Origin of the sequence: uncultured Thiodictyon sp. (genome assembly GCA_903837595.1) — a bacterium.
Lineage (GTDB): Bacteria > Pseudomonadota > Gammaproteobacteria > Chromatiales > Chromatiaceae > Thiodictyon.
In genome coordinates, this window is record CAILVI010000270.1 from 1 (window position 1) to 16,993 (window position 16,993).

General features: G+C 59.7%; 13 protein-coding genes and 1 pseudogene. 5 read left to right on the forward strand and 9 right to left on the reverse strand.

Annotated elements, in window-relative coordinates; all coding sequences use genetic code 11:
* Positions 1-365 (reverse strand): annotated as a pseudogene (locus QZY44_RS14930) (hypothetical protein); the annotation flags it as partial.
* Positions 366-999: 634 nt separating this feature from the next.
* Between QZY44_RS14930 and QZY44_RS14935 the strand changes: the two are divergent.
* The gene (locus QZY44_RS14935; protein WP_295447554.1) at positions 1,000-1,134 is read left to right on the forward strand and encodes a hypothetical protein; all 135 of its coding nucleotides are present in this window, start codon (positions 1,000-1,002) and stop codon (positions 1,132-1,134) included.
* A gap of 2,885 nt (positions 1,135-4,019) precedes the next feature.
* Here QZY44_RS14935 and QZY44_RS14940 read toward each other — a convergent pair.
* Positions 4,020-4,571: a hypothetical protein gene (locus QZY44_RS14940; protein WP_295447556.1), complete on the reverse strand. Its 552-nt coding sequence runs from the start codon at positions 4,569-4,571 to the stop codon at positions 4,020-4,022.
* A gap of 812 nt (positions 4,572-5,383) precedes the next feature.
* On the opposite strand from QZY44_RS14940, the gene QZY44_RS14945 reads away from it, so the two are divergent.
* Both QZY44_RS14945 and QZY44_RS14950 read left to right on the forward strand, forming a co-directional pair.
* Positions 5,384-6,565: an AAA family ATPase gene (locus QZY44_RS14945; protein WP_295447558.1), complete on the forward strand. Its 1,182-nt coding sequence runs from the start codon at positions 5,384-5,386 to the stop codon at positions 6,563-6,565.
* 15 nt (positions 6,566-6,580) lie between these two features.
* A complete protein-coding gene (locus QZY44_RS14950; protein WP_295447560.1) occupies positions 6,581-7,642 on the forward strand; it encodes a ParB/RepB/Spo0J family partition protein in 1,062 nt (353 codons plus the stop codon).
* Positions 7,643-7,742: 100 nt separating this feature from the next.
* On the opposite strand, the gene QZY44_RS14955 is transcribed toward QZY44_RS14950, so the two are convergent.
* On the reverse strand, positions 7,743-8,735 hold the full coding sequence (locus QZY44_RS14955; RefSeq protein WP_295447562.1) for a hypothetical protein: 993 nt from the start codon (positions 8,733-8,735) through the stop codon (positions 7,743-7,745).
* Between the two features lie 551 nt (positions 8,736-9,286).
* Positions 9,287-9,466, reverse strand: a complete 180-nt coding sequence (locus tag QZY44_RS14960) for a hypothetical protein (RefSeq protein WP_295447564.1) — start codon at positions 9,464-9,466, stop codon at positions 9,287-9,289.
* 215 nt (positions 9,467-9,681) lie between these two features.
* Here QZY44_RS14960 and QZY44_RS14965 point away from each other — a divergent pair, with 215 nt between their 5' ends.
* Entirely contained in the window at positions 9,682-10,044 is a 363-nt protein-coding gene (locus QZY44_RS14965) for a hypothetical protein (protein ID WP_295447567.1), read from the forward strand.
* A complete protein-coding gene (locus QZY44_RS14970) occupies positions 10,041-10,355 on the forward strand; it encodes a histidine kinase (protein WP_295447570.1) in 315 nt (104 codons plus the stop codon). The genes QZY44_RS14965 and QZY44_RS14970 overlap by 4 nt, the downstream gene beginning before the upstream one ends.
* A 74-nt stretch (positions 10,356-10,429) precedes the next feature.
* Here the strand turns inward: QZY44_RS14970 and QZY44_RS14975 are convergent, their stop codons facing one another.
* The 5 genes from QZY44_RS14975 to QZY44_RS14995 form a co-directional block, all read right to left on the reverse strand.
* Positions 10,430-10,687 carry a WGR domain-containing protein gene (locus tag QZY44_RS14975; RefSeq protein WP_295447573.1) on the reverse strand — a complete coding sequence of 86 codons (258 nt, stop codon included), beginning with the start codon at positions 10,685-10,687 and terminating at the stop codon, positions 10,430-10,432.
* A 216-nt stretch (positions 10,688-10,903) separates the two neighbouring features.
* On the reverse strand, positions 10,904-11,032 hold the full coding sequence (locus QZY44_RS14980; protein ID WP_295447576.1) for a hypothetical protein: 129 nt from the start codon (positions 11,030-11,032) through the stop codon (positions 10,904-10,906).
* Positions 11,033-11,523: 491 nt separating this feature from the next.
* Complete coding sequence (locus QZY44_RS14985; RefSeq protein ID WP_295447579.1) at positions 11,524-12,513, reverse strand: AraC family transcriptional regulator; 990 nt, start codon at positions 12,511-12,513, stop codon at positions 11,524-11,526.
* Between the two features lie 93 nt (positions 12,514-12,606).
* Positions 12,607-12,915, reverse strand: coding sequence for a hypothetical protein (locus QZY44_RS14990; protein WP_295447582.1), 309 nt, complete (start codon positions 12,913-12,915; stop codon positions 12,607-12,609).
* Between the two features lie 64 nt (positions 12,916-12,979).
* Positions 12,980-16,993, reverse strand: a 4,014-nt coding sequence (locus tag QZY44_RS14995; protein ID WP_295447585.1) for a conjugal transfer protein TraG N-terminal domain-containing protein, incomplete at its 5' end; no start/stop codon positions are given.

Consider the following 16,993-nt stretch of genomic DNA (forward strand, 5'->3'; position numbering starts at 1 on the left):
AGCAGCGCTGAACCCACCCCCTGCCCCTGTATCCCGTCGACCGTGGCGACGGAGAACTCGGCCACCTCCCCGCCGGGGGTCAGACGCAGACAGCGGGCAAAACCCAGGGGCTCTGACTCCCGGCCGGTCGCGTCGATCCGTACCGCGGCGAAGGCGATGTGGTCGTGACCATCGGCTGCGCAGAAGCGGTCCAGGTCCTCCGGGGTCAGGGCCTGTTTGGCGGTGAAAAAGCGCAGGCGTCGCGCCTCCAGGGAGAGTGACTCGAAGCAGCGGACCAACAGTTCGCGGTCGTGTGGACCTGAAGGTCGGATGCGGTAGGTCGAGCCGTCGGCCAAGCGCCGGTCAAAATATAGTCGAAGAAACATGGGGAACCTCCTGCCAGCGAGGCAGGTCCCGGATGCAGGCCGCTCGGCGACGCCACGGGTCCGGGACAGGTGAGCAATACCCCAAGGATGGGTGCGCGAGCCGTTACATTCAAGCAACAATGTCTCTTTTTTAGCTAAAGCGCGGATCTTTGATAATCACGCTCAAGAACTGCGGCACCGATTGGGTCAGCGGACGCTTTGAGAATTGGCGTCAGGCGGCGCATGACGGCAGTCCTGGTTCCAGGCTAGTCTGAGCGGCTGCGCCATCCGCTCGGTCGACGTTCGACTGGGAAGGAAGCGTTGGCGTAACACCATTCGTGCTCGACAGTCATTGCCGGTTCGCCGTCCGTTCAGCCGATTCTTATGGCCAATTCAGACGCCCGTCACACCCATCGTCGCCGCCGCCGGACACTGGCCCCGCTGCTGGCTTGTCTGCTCCCCGGTTGGCTGTCACCGCCCGCCGCGGCCAACGATTTCGAGGCCGCCGGGATCGCCCCTCGCCTGGCGCCGGTCGCGCCGAGTCGCATCCGCAGGGTCGCCGAGCGCGTGGTGCTGACGCAGGGGAGCAAGAACTGGGACGCGGATGTCACTTATCTTTTCCACAACCCAACCGCTGAGACGATCACCACCACCGTTGCCTTCTCCCGAGGGCTGTCCGCAATCCGCGACGGACGACCGGGTCTCCGCCATCTATGTCGACCCGCAGTTTCGCGACCTGACCACCCGGGTACGCGGTCAGCCGGTCGAAACCCGCCTGATCGAACAGTGACCGTGGCCCGAACTCGCACCCTGGATCGGGCGCGTCCACGCCTTCGACATCACACCGGTCCCCCAGGAGCGCGTCGAGGTGGGACACCGCTATCGGTTCTCGGCCGGTACGGGGATCGGGTTCGTGGAGGTTTGATACGTCACCCGCACCGGCGCCCGCTGGAACGGCCCCATCGGCTCCGCATAATTTATCGTCTCGCCGCGTACCGCCACCCATGGCTGGAATTGGCCTGAAAGCTTCCGCTTCGCGGGAGTCGACGAGCGCGTAGGGGACACGGTGAACCCCAGGTCCCTCGCCTACCGCTTCACGGCCAAGGACTGAACACCCAAACGGGACTTCGTCGTCACCCTGCACGGTTGGCCGCTGGCGAGTTCCCTGGCCGGTGAAAAGGGGATCGAACTCCCCTGCCCCGACGCAGCTACTATCACCGGCGGCGACCCGGCCGCAGACGCCACTCAGGACCGGAGGCGGATGCGCTGCTACGCGCCCTGGCTACAGCCGATCTGGCCTTCTGCAGCAATCTGCCCTATGCCCGTCACGCGTACCCCTTTGCGCAGTCAGCGCGGCGGACCACCTTTGAACGGGAGGTCGCAGTCCCGGCCGGCGAGGACGGACCCAGCCACGGCCGGTTCCGGCTTGGGGCGGCGACCCTTTCTACAGCGATGCCCTGGTCGACCCGATCGACCAGAGTTAGCTCGCGGTCATTCGCAAGAAGCAAGAACGGCGCGTCCGCAGCCACACCTAAACCGGGACGGACTTAGCTCGGATGCGCTGAGCGACGGACCTCTTTCCCCAGGAATCAGTGAATCGAGAGCGGTGTGTCCCGTGGCAAACGCAGTTGGTGCTCGGATATCTATGAAGGAGAAAATTATACGAAAGATGAGGAGGCGGGTGACAACCGCCTTACTAGATATTATTACTAAAACAATACTTAAGAGTACTAGAGCACAAAATAGCGTAAAAATATAGAGTGAAAACAGTGATAAAGGAAACGATGACATACTCACATAGTGGGAAAAGGCACGGTGGTAGATGGGGAAAGGCACGGTCATCCTTGGGAAAAGGCACGGTTCAGTCTGGGAAAAGACACGGGGGTCCATGGGGAAAGGCACGGAGGGCTGTGGATAAGTGGACGGCGGTAACAGGTGCTTCTGCAAGTGTGTGGATGGGAAAAGGCACGGTGGTGTTTAGACTCTTGGGTCTGGGAAGAACTGCCATTGGTCGAGATGGGTCCAGGTAAGGCATTGGACCATAGATCAACAGGATGCGTGCATTGGATGGGAAAAGGCACGGTGGGTTTGCGGCTAGGGTTTTGGTGCTCAGAAAGACAAATAGGAACATCAGCTTATGGATCTAGCGTCAGCTCGGATTGGTGCGGGTTTGGGTACGGCCACAATACCCTTTGGCCTCGCCTACCGCGTTAAGGACGCAAAAAGACGTTCCGATACGGCTCGTTGTGCGGAAAATGTTCAGTCGTTGCTATCTCTAGCGGCTCTTCCTGCGTTTCGGGCGGCTGCGCCTGACCCTCGCCGCGGAAGGGGCGGACGGACGTTGATGGCAACGTTAAAGCAAGCGGTTACGACACGCACGGAGGTGCTTGTCGCCCCTGTGCCGGCCCATTTCTGGGGAGCCGTCCGAAGCGGAGGAAGAGCCACTCCGGTTAACCGGAGAGCCCAGACTAGCTATATGAAAGAGGGTTCGTGTTCTGGTTCAGCGGCAGCCAGGTTTGGTGGCTGAACTGGCCGGACAGGCATAAGTTTCCGATCCATACACGCGATGGGATTTGTCAGCACGCAAAGTGCGTGGTCCTTGAATCGGATCCAGATGCCGCCTTGTTCAGGACCTGAGCATCAAGCGTTTGTTGCTATCTCCAGCCGGGGTCAGCGGCGGAGCCTGACGAATGCGCTCTAGATCAGTAAGTTACTATCGCACTGGTCCCGAAGGTGAACACGGTGTGGTGGTGTCGAGGGCAGGAGCGAATCGTGTTTTTTTGGTGCCTTATCAATGTTCTCGGCGATGAAAAGTTATGTCAGGTGAGTCAGGCTGGATCGTGAACATCTGGCACAGATCGGCACGCGAAGCACGAGCCGAAAAGGTGATATGACGGATGATGCTCTAGACACACTGCGGCGCTGACGCTGCGGAGGTGGCACCGGCACGATTTTCGCTATGCACGCGTTGTGTGGGAGCGATGCAGTCGGGGGCTCGTGTCCACGTAGTGATGATTCGTGATGGGAAAAGGCACGGTGGCTGGCTGATTTGGAGTGACGAGGTTGCGAGGTTTTGGATGGGAAAAGACACGGTCAAACCGGCGGAACGTGGTAGGGGTAGAAATTTGCGAATGCCCTACAAGGTCAGTCTCTTAGGCGCGCTAACGCGAAGTTAAGTGACGTATGTCATGGGGGAAACTACTTTCACTGCGGTGCATGTAACTTGGGTCACACATCGTTCAGTGGGGAAAGGCACGGCGTAACCGATGGGATGAGCCACCGAGCCTTGTCGGCATGATCGGACAGATGGATAGGATGGCTCAGAACATCCGTGCTTCAGACTCTGGACTTTTCCCCCTGTCGCGAAGTCACCGGTCGTCGCGGCGCTGCTGGACTTTCAGCAGCAGGTCCGTGTGGTCAGCTAGACGGGAAATCTGAAGTGCTGCGACGAGACTGTGAATTCTTTCCGCACAGGTGGGCGCGTGGGAGGTTAAGACGTTATGTTGCTGCGGTTTTCGAATCGGATGCGATTGAATGACTTGCGTCATCCTCCCTAGTCTCGCACATGAAGATCTCGTGATCTAGGCAACCTTCGGTCGCCCGCGTTCCCTTGATCTTGATTCAGGTGGAGACGGCGCGCTTCCATGTCCGTTGTATGCAGAGCTACGAGATAACCTATTTTACGTCTGCTGGCGATGACCGTTTGGAAAAGACGACGCGGAGCTTGGTGGCAACTCTACGACCGGTGCCCGTGAATTCATACGAATCCAGAAAGCTGAGTTCGCATAATTTATCCAACTGGGGAATCGCTTCGCGTTTGCGGTCCGCTGCACTGCCGGACGCGCCGATGCTTTCAAAGAAATCGATAAGCAGGACGTCAAATACGCCGTTGGAACGCTGGCTGGCGAGTGCGCGATGGATGGCCTTACCGAGCGGTGAGAGTTGACGGCGGATATTGAAATCAATGTACGTGCGGTACTCTTCGAGCCATTGCGAGAGTACAGGATGGAACTGAACGTAATAGAAGCCGTCCTTTGGGGTAACAATATACTCGATGAAGATCAGATGGATCGGTTGCCCGTGGAATGCATCGGCGCCTTTCGGCCGCACAAACTTGAGCATGACGCGCGATAACGTGTCGATGCTGTCGCGGCGCTTGGTAAGTGTACGGCCACCCCAGCCATTGGCTGGGGTATGGCCCTTGATAATATTCTCGAGTTGAGACACTAGGCAATAGAGTGCGTGGACCCGGACGGGATTGCTAGGTGCGAGTCCTGCCGGTCCGTGTGAGGGTGGGGCTGTGATAGGCAGTTGATCTGCAGGCCCCGCCATACCCTGTTGACGCATAGTCATCAGGCCGAACAAAGTGTCTTCGTCGAACACTGTGAGACCGGGTCCTGACCGGAAGACGCCGCCGCCGTCCCAACGTGACTCTAGGGCTACCCAATCGCCTGATCCGGAGATGCCGCGTGCGGTGGTCTTTTTTACCGGTGGGAACAGAGGTAAACGGGTGAGAGGCGTTGGATATTCAGAAGTAGGAGATAGTGCGAAGTGCTCAATGCCACGTTGTCGTAACAGAACGTTGAGTTTCGCGTTTGCGTCTTCGACGACCTTTGGCGCTGGTGTTCCGGTGCGACGGCGAGGGGTGGAAGTTGGCGTATGTGATCCAGTCTCGACAGTGGTCGCCGGTGTGGGTATTGGCGTTCTTGAGGTTCGCTCGGCTGTGCGGGACTTGGCTATCGCGATGCACGACGCCAACCGTCGGCGTGTCTTCGCGTCGAGATGGGGTGCGTCAAGGTCGTCAGCTTGCTGGCCCTCGTCGGTGACGGAAATCTGTGTGTCCATAACGATTTTTGCTGTGCCGAAAAATTTTAAAAATGCTTGTGAGACATAACGCTGCGCAACGTTGTTGATGCTGAAGGGTAGCCCGATAGGGGGTGACTGTCAAATTTTCTGCTAGACTCGCCAAAAAAGGCACGGGCAGCATACGGTGAGCTAAAAAGGCTCTTTCCATGGTCAGTAGCAGAGGAACCATACAGATGTCGACACGCGGTATCACCCTAGAACAGTTGGGCCAGCTTGTTGAGCGTGGGGAGCGGCTTCGTCGCTTGATTCATCAAACCGCTTTGGATGAGCGGCCAATAGAGGCGCCGCCGATCCGCTTTGGGCTTAAAGAAGCCTGCGAGCTGATTGGGCGATCGGCCTCGGCCATCAGGGAGGCGGAGACTAGCGGCAAGCTGCAGGCGCCGGAACTTGGTGCCAACGGTCGCAGGATCGGATTTACGCTGGATGCGATTAATGCTGCACGCGACCACTTTGGTACCAGGTTGAGGCGTGGTGATAGCGATGAGCCCGTCTGTTTGGCAGTGTCGAATTTCAAGGGTGGGTCGTCCAAGACCACTACCAGTGTGCATCTTGCCCAATATCTGGCGATCAGGGGGTTGCGGGTCTTACTGGTCGATGCGGACTCGCAGGGAAGTGCTACGCAGACGTTCGGCTATATCCCTGACGACGATATCGCGCTTGAAAATACTTTACATCCGTTTCTCGTTGGTAACGAGCAGGACCTTCGGTACGCGGTCCGTGCCACGAAGTGGAGCGGGCTATCGCTCATTCCAGCATCACTGGACCTGTACGGAGCAGAGTACGCTCTTGGGCGTGGAATTTCACAGGACAGTCGAGTTCTGAATCGGCTCAGAAGCGGGATTGCTGGCATTAAGGGTGATTTTGACGTAGTCATTCTTGATCCACCGCCGGCACTTGGGATGATAGCGTTGAGTGTGATGCGTGCTGCGGATGCACTGCTGATCACGATGCCGGTGGCAGCCTATGACTTATTTTCTACGATCAGTTATCTCAACATGGCTCATCAAGTCCTTGAGTCGATCACGCAGATGTTGGGGCCTACTGACTACAAGTTTCTCAAACTTCTCATTACGCGACTCGACGAGGCGAGCGAAGTACAGGTGGCTATGACCGACGTTATTCTTGAACATCTCGCACCGTTCGTGCTGCCGGTCGCTGTGAAGAAGACTGCCGGTTTGGATCGGGCGGGGATGCGTGGGCGATCACTCTACGAGGCAGGGCCGGATGATATCCCGCCGAAAACCCTCAAGCGCGGCCTTGCCAGCTTCAATAACGCAAACGAGGAGATCTTACGATTACTTCGTCGTTGCTGGCCGAGTCATATAGAGGCGCTTCGCGCCGAAGGGATTTTTTGATTCTAGGTAATCACAATGCGAAACAAAACTGGTAGGACGAGTAACTTTCTAGCAAGTCTTCAGAACCATGCTGCAGCTGCAGACACGTCACTGGGTGAAGTGGTTACTGAATCCTTGAAAGACGGTCCCGGGGCGAATGAGTCTGTGACTGCGCGAGGACTCGGGGATCGTATCGCGCTGTTGAGTGAGGCTCTTGGTGGTAATCAGGAGATCTGTCATTTCAACCAAGATAACGTCCGAATCGATCCAAAGCGGTGTAGGCCATGGATGTTTCACGATAGAAATATCGACGCACTGAATAGTGAGACCTGTGCAGATTTGATTGAGGGGTTCCAGGAGGCTGGGCGTCAGACTACGCCAGGACTCGTGAGGCCTCTGAACAATGATCCGGATGGGTACGCCTATGAGGTGCTTGTCGGGTTACGCCGTTGGTGGGTATGCCAGCATCTCGGATGGCAGTTCGAGGCGGAGATTAGAAACTTAGACGACGGAGAGGCATTCATTGCGTCGGATGTGGAGAACCGAAGTCGGAAAGATCTGTCAGATTACGAGCGTGCGTGGAAGTACCGTAGGTCTTTGTTAGAGATCTATTCTGAGGACGGCGTGGCAGCGGGACGTGCTAAGGAGCGGCATACCCAAGAAAGCCTAGCCAGGCAATTGGGGAAGACGGCTGGCTGGATGACGCAGCTGCTAGACCTGACGGAACTGCCCGAGGAAGTTGTAAGAGCGTTTCCCTCGCCGCACGACATCCTGGTAAATCATGCTCGCCGGCTTAAGGAGTTCCTGGACGATGCGAAGGCACGATCGAGAGTGATCAATAAGGCCATCGAAATAGCTCAGGGGAAGCATCGGGCGACAGCGAAAGCGGTTGTGTCGCAGTTGGAGACGGCGGGGAAGGCGTCGCCTACGGGGCCAATAAAGGAGCTAGGCAGCTATCAAGGGTCTGGTGGTGCTCGCGCCGTGCGGGTGGAGCGTAAGGGACAACGAGACCTCCGCTTCGATCTAACCAGGGCGTCCGTGCGAGACATCGAAGAAGCATTGGAGTTGCTACAGAAAGCACTCAAGGAGCATTTCTAGTAGTGCGGAACAAGAATTTTACATGTGTAAATTTCGATGATAACGCGCTGAAAAAGAAGATGAAAAACAAGTAACCCCGGCGCTCGAATCGGGGCTCTACTTAGCTTTCGTCGAAGTCGATTCCTGGTGCCAACAAGTCGGCGAGGACGTGAAACTCGTCGACAGAGGCGAATCGTAAAACCAGGCGTCCAGTGTGTGACTTGGCGTCGAACTCGATGCGAACTGGAAATCCGCAGTGATCAGTTAAGAGCATTTCTGCCCGCCTAAGATCTCCCGACGCGCGATCAGTCGAACCTGAGTGCGCGTCTCTCTCTTTCGCCTTCTTCCCGACATCCGACTCTCCATTCCAGTTATCTTGCTCAAGCTGCAGTATTGCTTTGCTAACGCGTCGTTCTACCTCCCGAACGCTGCAAACTCTCCGTCTTGCACGTGCGGGTGTTCCAGGAAGTGCTGCGACCTTTGTTGCCAGCAACAGCGCTGTTGTTGGCCAGGCTGAAAGCCGCGAAAGGGCGCGTGCCTGGCCGAAAGACAAACTGCCCTTGGCTAGCAGATCAAGCACTTTAGATGGAAGCGTCAGCACTCGCACATAGTGAGCGCCTTCGGTGCGCGAGAGGCCAAACAAGCGAGCGGACTCGGTCAGGGACCAGCCTTTCTCCTTGTTCAGTAGCTGAATAGCTCGTGCGATCACAAGTTTCCCTGCACCGCTCCATGGCAGAACGCCTTCGTGGGTAGCTGCATGTGGGAGATGCTTTAAGTCCTGGTCGGCATCAAGAGTGGCCAACTGCCGTGCCAGTCCATCATCCGCCCTATCTAACACTTTTACCCGTATGGTATCGCAACGTGCGGCTTGTGCTAGGCGCCAGTCGAATTCTCCAACGAGAAGTTCATAGCCACCTTTCGGGCGTCGACGAACCAGCACGTTGTTGTGTGCATCCGGGTTGAGCAGCCACGCAGCGATTGCGGAAGGTCCTGGAACCAGCGCTACTGGACGGTACGGCGAACGGTGGACCTGTTCGACGGGGATTTTGCGTTCGGTAGAACAATCTGGTGCGACGGTGAGGGACGGGGCTGCCACGTCGGAGTTAAGGTCCATCGATAGGTCCTGGTGTCTCGGTATGCAACGCCCTTGCGCCTCCAGGTCTGGAGTAGTCAGCCGAACAGCCAGGTATCGGAGTTTCACCATAGATGCCAACGGTTAACGCTGTGACGGGAGCAGACCTGAATGCCTCGATAAAGCGTGTCACATGACACGCTATCTTACACCTAAAGCGGTGTTCGGCAAGATAGGGACTGGGTCGCGTCTAACAGCCTGCCGAATTTTGCATCGAACGGCCGCTCCGGGGTCATTTGCTGGCGGAGTGTTGTGAAAACGATACATAAATCTAGGGTGCGTCTGTTTTCATTTGGCCTTTCCTCACTGCGGGCGCAAGATCGCCACGCGTCAAGAATTTCAGGATATGCATATCAGGGCTGAAATCTCCGGCTTTTCCTGGGGGGGTGCCTGAGGGCAGGGGGGCCGCTGGGCGGGATCTTCGAGGGGTTTGCTCAGAACCGACTAAACCCTGGGCGAAAAAGCGCTGGCCCAAAGTGTTTGGCCATGGACAGATCTCAGAACCTGGACTTCAGTACCAGGGTTCACCGGCTTTAGACGTTGTCCAGACTGCCGGCAAGAAACTGACGGAGCCCCATCACGGATTCGATGATGCCGAAGACCGGCTTCACGCGCTGTTTGTGCGGCGTATACGTTGCCCGGTTGCTGTCGGTCTTGAGGCGGTTCGTCGGGTATCTGGAATCGCGAAACCCAATGGGGATGGCGGTGAGCACGCGTCACCGCGATCGACAGACCGCCCCCAGTTGCTCGCAGGCAGCGACATTGTCCGCGTTGCAAGAGCCGGTATCGGCCAGGCATTGGTTGGGTTAGTTCAGGGCAGCGGGCTACGCCTGTATCCGCTCCAGCATTGGTTGCCGTGCCCTTGGATCTGGCCGATTATGTCGTAGCAGTTTCCGAAAAGGGCTTCCTGATGTCGACGTCGTTCGCTATGTCCCCCGATTTCAACCTTGGTGACCTCGCCATCCTCCAGCGCTCGGTGTTCCATCCTGAGTACGACGGTGCCCTGGCGGAGATCATCGACTCTGAGAAGTGCCGTGGATCGGTGACGCCGTCCGGGCGGCGCCGGCCCGTCCAGGCGCTTTACCGGGTGCGGGTGATCGCGCCGGTTGAGGGCGAGGTGCTCTTCTCGGTTGCCCGTTACCAGCTTCGCCCCCTGGACGGCGTCGCCTTCGGGCGGGCGCTGCCCCGGGCCGAGCCCGAGCGACACGTGAGTTCTGAGGTAGCGAGGCCGTCTCCGGACACGCATGGCCAGGGTCCGCGCGCACAACGCGTAGGGCCCTGCCAGGCATGAGTCTCCCGTCCAGAATCGCCGAGTTCGGCTGGTTCGGTGCCGGCTGGGCGGTGTTCAAGGGCGGAACCGACGATCCCGATTTCTATCCGCCGATCGACGACAGCGAGGCCCTGCGTAACTGGCTTGCCGGCTTCGGTGCCGCCTGGGTGGAGTGTCCTGAGGGCGACGCAGTGGAGTCGATCCTGAACGGCGACGGCATGGGTGGGGAATCGGTCGAGGAGGCGTTGGTGCGTACACTGGAAACCCGGCAGGACCTGCTGTGTGCCCTGTGGGGGCTTGGGTTGGCAAAGCGTCCCCGCGTCTTGCACTGAATGGCCCTACGTTCCAGGCGCTGAATTGCCTCTGGCGGCCCCGCTTCCCGCATTCCCCCAAGAAAACCGAATCTTCAGCGCTCACACTCATCCGTCCTGATCGGGCACTCTGGCTTCCCTGGCCTTGCTTCGTAGCCATGTTGCCGACGCCGCTTGGCGATCTTCTGAATCTGGGCTTGGCCGTCTGCATAGGACGCTACGCCGGTGCTACGCATCCCACCCACCCGTGATCCCAGTCCGCCCCAGGCCGTGACCAGGGTCCATTCACCGAACAGGTCTTCCACGAGGTGGGCATGATAGTAACGGCCTTTGGCGATGTGCAGCCAACGCATGGCGATTCACCCGGAGCGAGCAATGGTTGCGCACGTTCGACCATCCCCTGGCAGCGTGTCCTGGTTCTTCATCCAGAGCCTCGCGTGCCGCGTAAACCGGCGCGGCGTTCCTGCGTTCCGGTGGGCGCGACTCAGACCGCAATGCTGGGCGGAGACAACGAAAAAGTCCAGGTGTCGAAGGCGCATCGGCCGGCGTGCGTCCGGTCCACGATGCGGCTAGAGCGCCTCCATCAGGCTCTCGCAGAAGCCGAAATACTCCCCAAGGATGGCCCGCTGCTCTGGGCTATGTTCTGCCACCGGCCGCTCAGCCATGACCCATCCTCCCAGGGCGTCAAGCTTTTTCATGAGAGCGGCAATCACGTGGCCGAGTTCGCTGGGAGCCACGAAAGCTCCGCGTGCCACTCGGGAGCGGACCGAATCGATGTACTTGACTGCGGCCAGGGTGCCATGTTGATACCCGTATGCGTAAGGGGTCATTGTGTGCCTTGTGGTCATTCGCTCCTCGGCGAGAAACTCCGTCCTTCAGGGCGGGGGAGGGATAGCGGGCGCGGCGTGCGCGTTTCCGTAGGCCAAAGCAATCATCATCGCGGCGCTAAGGGACGCGGCAGTGATGGCCGTTAGTCGTGTGACTTTGCCGGGCGCGATGGCCTGGCTTGGGCGTTGAGAGGTGTGATTGGGTGCGGTCCTAGCGGCTGGTCTGGTGCCTGCCGAGACTCTAACAAAGCGATCGCCCGAGTGCGTTATCGGAACACGCCTATTTCATATCAAAACGCGCCAATTTTCCCTTAGAGACCGCCGGACATTTTTCAAAAGAGAAAAGTCGGGCGACGCGATCGTCAGGTGGGACCCTGATCATCGGATGGATTTCGGCCGGTCCATGCCTTGTAGGCTCGGGAGAAGGCTGGCTGGTTGGAAAAACCGGTAAGGAAAGTCACTTCGCTGAGGTGGTGCCTGCCGTCTTTTAGATATCGCTGAGCGACTTCCTTGCGCACGTCCTCGGACACTTTCTTATAGGTGGTCCCTTCCTCTCTGAGTTTCCGTTGCAGGGTCCGCGGGGCAAGGGCCAGCTCCCGGGCCACGTCTTTTGCACACGGATTGCCGGATGGTAGACGGCGGCATATCTCCTGCCTTACCCGATGAGTGAGCTTGGGCCCGGTTAGAAACTCATCAAGGTCGGCGAGTATTCGGTCGCTCTCATTAGCGAGATCCCGATTTCCAGCTGGCAACTTTTTGCGCACGGTACTCAGCGCGAAGGTCAGGCCCGACGAGTCGTCATCGTAGCGCACCGGACACCCGAAATAGTGCTCGTAGTCGCAGGATTGCGAGGGGTGGCTTAACTGGACCTCCAGAAGAGGAAGCGTCGCGCCGTATACCTCCCGGCACATTTCTAGAATCAAAGACATATGGGCATCTTGCAGTGTCGGTATAGCTGCCTCCGTCGATATGTGCATAGACCTTACACTTAGGCTATCTTGATTGCTGGTGATCTGTAAGCCCGTGTCCTGAATCACGATCCGATAATAGCGAGCCAGACGCATCAACGCTTCTTCCAGGGTGCTTGATGCCAGAAAGGCGTAACCCAGTGCGTGGTAGTCGGTTGGCCGCCAGTCCTTTCCCGCCGCGAGTCCCCAGCAGGGGTCTGGAATCCGCTGTTGGGCCAGATTCCACAGTGTTCGCATCTGGTCGACCGGATAGCGCGCCTTGGCGTCGTCGAGTTTAGCTGGGTCCAGCCCGCATTCGAGGTACAGCGCATCCGCGTCCAAGCCCCTGTTCTGGATGAGACGATGCACAATGCGCCCGGCGGTCGCAAGTAGGGTAAATGCCATAGTCTCCTCTTTGCTCCGCTCCCTCGCCCCAAGCGCCTCGTCCGGTCCGTTTTCGGAAACCGGAAAGTTCAGTAGACAACACGTCCGGTCAAATTACCGCATCGGATCATCATTGCATCCGTAAAGATTGCCACTCTTGTCAAATAATCCCGTCATCTTCAATCCAGTTGCTGGATTTATCTTGCCATTGTGAATGTGCCCATCGATCCCATGAATCAGGTGCCGATCCCGATATAATTGGACTACGACAAGCCATGCGAACACGGCGAAGAAAGCGGAGCTAGCCAATTTGCCGTCGATCAAGAACAGAACGATGAACGCGACTGGGGTGATGAGTATCCACCGGACTCGCCGCGGAATAGTCCGAACGGCCCGGCGGAACCGGCGGATGAAATCGCGCATGGGTTGATCTCCTATTGTCGGCCTGAGGTTTCGTGAATAGACGCCAGAACAGTTGGGAAACGTTTCACGCGCCCCGGTCCACATGCTGGAATGCATGCAGGACCTTCGGCAGATAATCCACCGTCTCCTGTTTCAGTGGCTTACCTCTCCCGGCCAGATACTCATCAATGCGATCAGTCCCCGCGTTGTACGCCAGTACGGCGTGCTCCCAATTGCCGAATTTCCCGTAATCTGTGGCCAGCTTTGTGGCGGCCCCCTCCGCCGCCTCGCGGGGATCGAAGGGATTTGAGACATGATAATCGGCCGCGGTCGCAGGCGTGATCTGGAACATTCCCTGAGCTCCTGCGTCGGAGACGGCCGTTGGGTTGAAGTGGCTCTCGACTGAAGCCAGTGCCGTCAACATTCCTGGCGGCAAGTGATGTCTCGCCTCGGTTTCGGCGAACATTCCTCGTAACGGTGCCGGTGCGACAATCGGGGCCTGATGCTCCCCAGCGTCGTTTCCGCCCGCCGACGGACGTGGCGGTGCTGCGGTGACCGCAGGCGCTTCGTGACCGGGGTGCCCTGGCCCACGCAGCTGTGTCAGCGGGTCCTGCATGGGATCGACTGCCTCGCCGTTGCGCCAGACCTCGAAGTGTAGGTGCGGTCCCGTACTTCCGCCAGTATCCCCCGAATAACCAATCACATCGCCCCGGTGCACCGGCTGTCCTTCCTGGACCGCGACACGGGACAGGTGCATGTATCTGGTGCCGGCGTCCCCGCCGTGGTCCATCGAGATGTAGTTCCCGGCGCCATGCTCTTGAACACCCATGCGGGCGATCCCGTCGGCCGCCGCATAGACCGGGGTCCCCTCCGGCATCGCCAGATCGACGCCGCGATGGGGCCGCACCTGTCCGGAGACAGGGTTCACGCGATGTTCAGAAAAGCCCGACGTTATGGGATATTGGCTTGGGTTGGTGACCGGGGAAGACAGCGAGACGTTCGCGCCTTGCCCCCGTTCACCCCCGGTACCGCGGGGCGACTGACTCCTTAGCACGGACTCAGGGCTTTTTTTTTCCGGCGGTTGCGTCTGTTCGTTGAATGCCCCGATGAGCCGCAAATCCGTGTCGTCCCTGGTGCTCGCCGACCGCTCGATGAGGTCGGCGATCTGCTCACCCCGCCGGCTGCTGCCGGACTCCGCGATCACGGCCTGGTGCGCCGCCTGTTGGGCGGCGCCCGGCATCCCGGCGATCACCGTTTCCGTCGAGGTCCGATACAGTTGCTCCTGAGCGGGGCTCAAGCCGTAGGAGGAGACCTGATTCATCCGCGCGTCGACCATCGCCTCACGGGTGCCGGTCCAACCCGCCTCGCCCCCAGCCGCTGTCCGTCCGGCCTGGACCGCCGCACCGATGCCTTGGCCATCCCGCACCGCCCCGGCGAAGGCCTGAGCCCCGGCCACCGTCTGGCTGGCCACGCCACCGACGCCAGCCCCGGCCAGTGCCACTGTCTCCGCCGCCTGGGCGAGCAGTCCGCCGGCCTCGTTCTGGGCCACCTGCGCGGCGGTGCGCGGGAGCGCCGCGTGTTGCTCGATGATCGCGCCAAGTCTGGAATGCTTCTCTGATCTCAGGGCGCCTTGGGCATGACCGGCGGAAGCCGCCACCTCGTTGCGCGCCCCCTGCGCAAAGCGATCGACGGCCCCCGGGTTCCATGCCTGGTGGGTGGCATCGCCGTGTGCTGACACCTCGCCCGCCAGGCCGCCTACCTCCGGTCGGATATCGCGCAGTCCGGCGCCCTCGACCTGGGATTGGGTGCCGCCGAAGCCGGGTGCCGAGCCGCTCAGGTCCGCGTTGCGGCTGGGCGAAATTCCCTGGGGTGTCTGAAAATTGAATTCGCTGGCCAGGATCTCCATGCCTGCCTCCTTGGCACCGGCCCGTTCGCCCTGCGTCATCCCCCTGGCCCGCTGACCGTCGGTGTGGCCAAGCAGCAACCCCATGCCGGCGATGGCGCGCGCCTGGTCCGGATCGGCGGTGACGCCACCGACCAATAGCCGCTGTGCCGCGTCATCCCGGTCGCCATCAAGGTTGTAGCTCGCAATGGTGCGATCCAGCTTTTCATTGAGCCCTTGGTGTTCCGGTCTGACCAGTCCTGCACCAGCCGCAATGCCATTGAATGAGCCCATGGTGCCGAACCGCTCGGACTGCGACTCTGCATGATCGAGACTGCGCGACGAGGACAGGACATCGTCGGCTGATTGAGTGAGTTGCGACGATTCGCGACTGTCCAGCCCGGCCGTGAATACGTTACGCTCGCCCGTCTGCGAGTCGACCTTGAGGCCCTCGGCGACCCGCGTTTGCAGCGACTGATCCGATGACACCTTTTCTGATATATCTGACGCCATCTTGTCCGCGAGTTCGCTGCCGACTCCGTACTGGCTCTTTAGGGTTGCCCCGATGTCAGCCTTTCCCTTGCCGCCGCCAAGTGAGCCCGCAATCACCGCCCCCATCTGCGTGCTCGACATCCCGCTTTCACTGTACTGCTGGGTCAGCCCTTCCGCGGTGGCCATCAGCACCGAATCGGTCTGGCTCTTGCCCCCATCCTTCATCCAGGTGCTGGCATGCGAATCGAAGCTTTCACCACTCTTGGACGCCGTGGCACTGGCCGCGCTACCGAGTGCCGACGAGAACCCGCTGCTCGATCGCTGCATGGCCTGCTGACTGGACCGCAGATCCCGCTGGACCTCGTGTCCGACATTGACCGACCAGCTTTGCTGTTCGGCCCCCGGTGCGACGGTCCCCGACAGCGGCCCATGATTCATGATGGGCTGCATGTTCAGCGCCGCGGCCGGGTTGACCACATCGGGTGAGGCAATTTTCTCGTTGACGTGGTCTCCACCCTGGAGTCTCCCTGCCAGGTGCGTCGCCGTAATCGCGGAGCCATAAATGAGCATCAACGAAATCGCGGGCGTACTCGCCGCGAGCATTCCACCAACCCCCAAATAGTCAGACAAAATGAAGTCGAGCTTCCAGATTGCCAGAATCGACGGCATCGGGGTGTTACCCAGCGCCACATCCTGGAGCGCGTCCATCTTGAACTTCACCGCCATGATGATATAGAGGTTGATGATCGCCAGGATCGGCTGCCAGAGCTGTATCCATAAACCGAACAAGAGGTACTTGCCGACCATACTGATGCCGGTTGGTCCCAACCCAATGGCAAAGACCATCAGCGGTGACACCGCATACAGGAAGGCCTCGAAGAATGTCATCATCGGCCGCACGATCCGGGAGAACAGGCGCTCCTCCGACGCCCACTGGGTATTGCGTTGCTGCGAGGCTTGTTCGATGGCTGCCGCATCGGCCGCTTGGAGCAGCGCGCGCTTGTTGGCGGAGCGGGCATAGGGCAGCATGGCCGCCGCGGTCGCCATCACCATGTAGTTCTGGGCGCCGACGCCGGTCCCCGCGAGCGCGTCGAGCGCGGAGTTCACCGCCCCTGGCACATCGTTCGGGTTGGCGATCCGCAGTGTCGCCGCCACCGAGGCTTGCAGCTTCGGGACGTACTGCGTGGTGAGGTAGTTCGACAGATCGGTCCACGCATCCGGGCATTCCTTTGTCACCGGGTTGCCGCCGATCCACAGCTCAGTCGTGGGCACCACCAGCGTGCTGCCGAGTGCGGTGCGCCAGTTGGGGTCGCGCAGGAGGTCGTCGGCGGACCGGGTGCCGTTGTTGAACCCATACAAGGTGCATTCGGACAGGTAGTTGACGAAGGTCCGCGCCATGTCCGCCCCGGCCGTCGGGGCGTTCGCGGCACCCAGGGCCGTCATCGACAGGGTCGTCTTGCGCACCCCCTGGAGGATGTGTAAAGGGGCGGCGAAACCGTACCCCGTCATCGTCGGGGTGGAGAATGCCTGCTCGAAGAGCCGGGTGGCGCCGTAGCCGATCCCGCTCATCAGCCCGCCGATGGCGGCGGGCCCCAGCGGCACGTTGTCGACCACGCGTACCGCCCCGGAATAGACATCCTGGACGGACACCTTCACGGTGGGACCGAACATGCCCATGTAGACCACCCAGGCCACCAGCATGTGCTGGAGCTGCGGCGGGCGGGC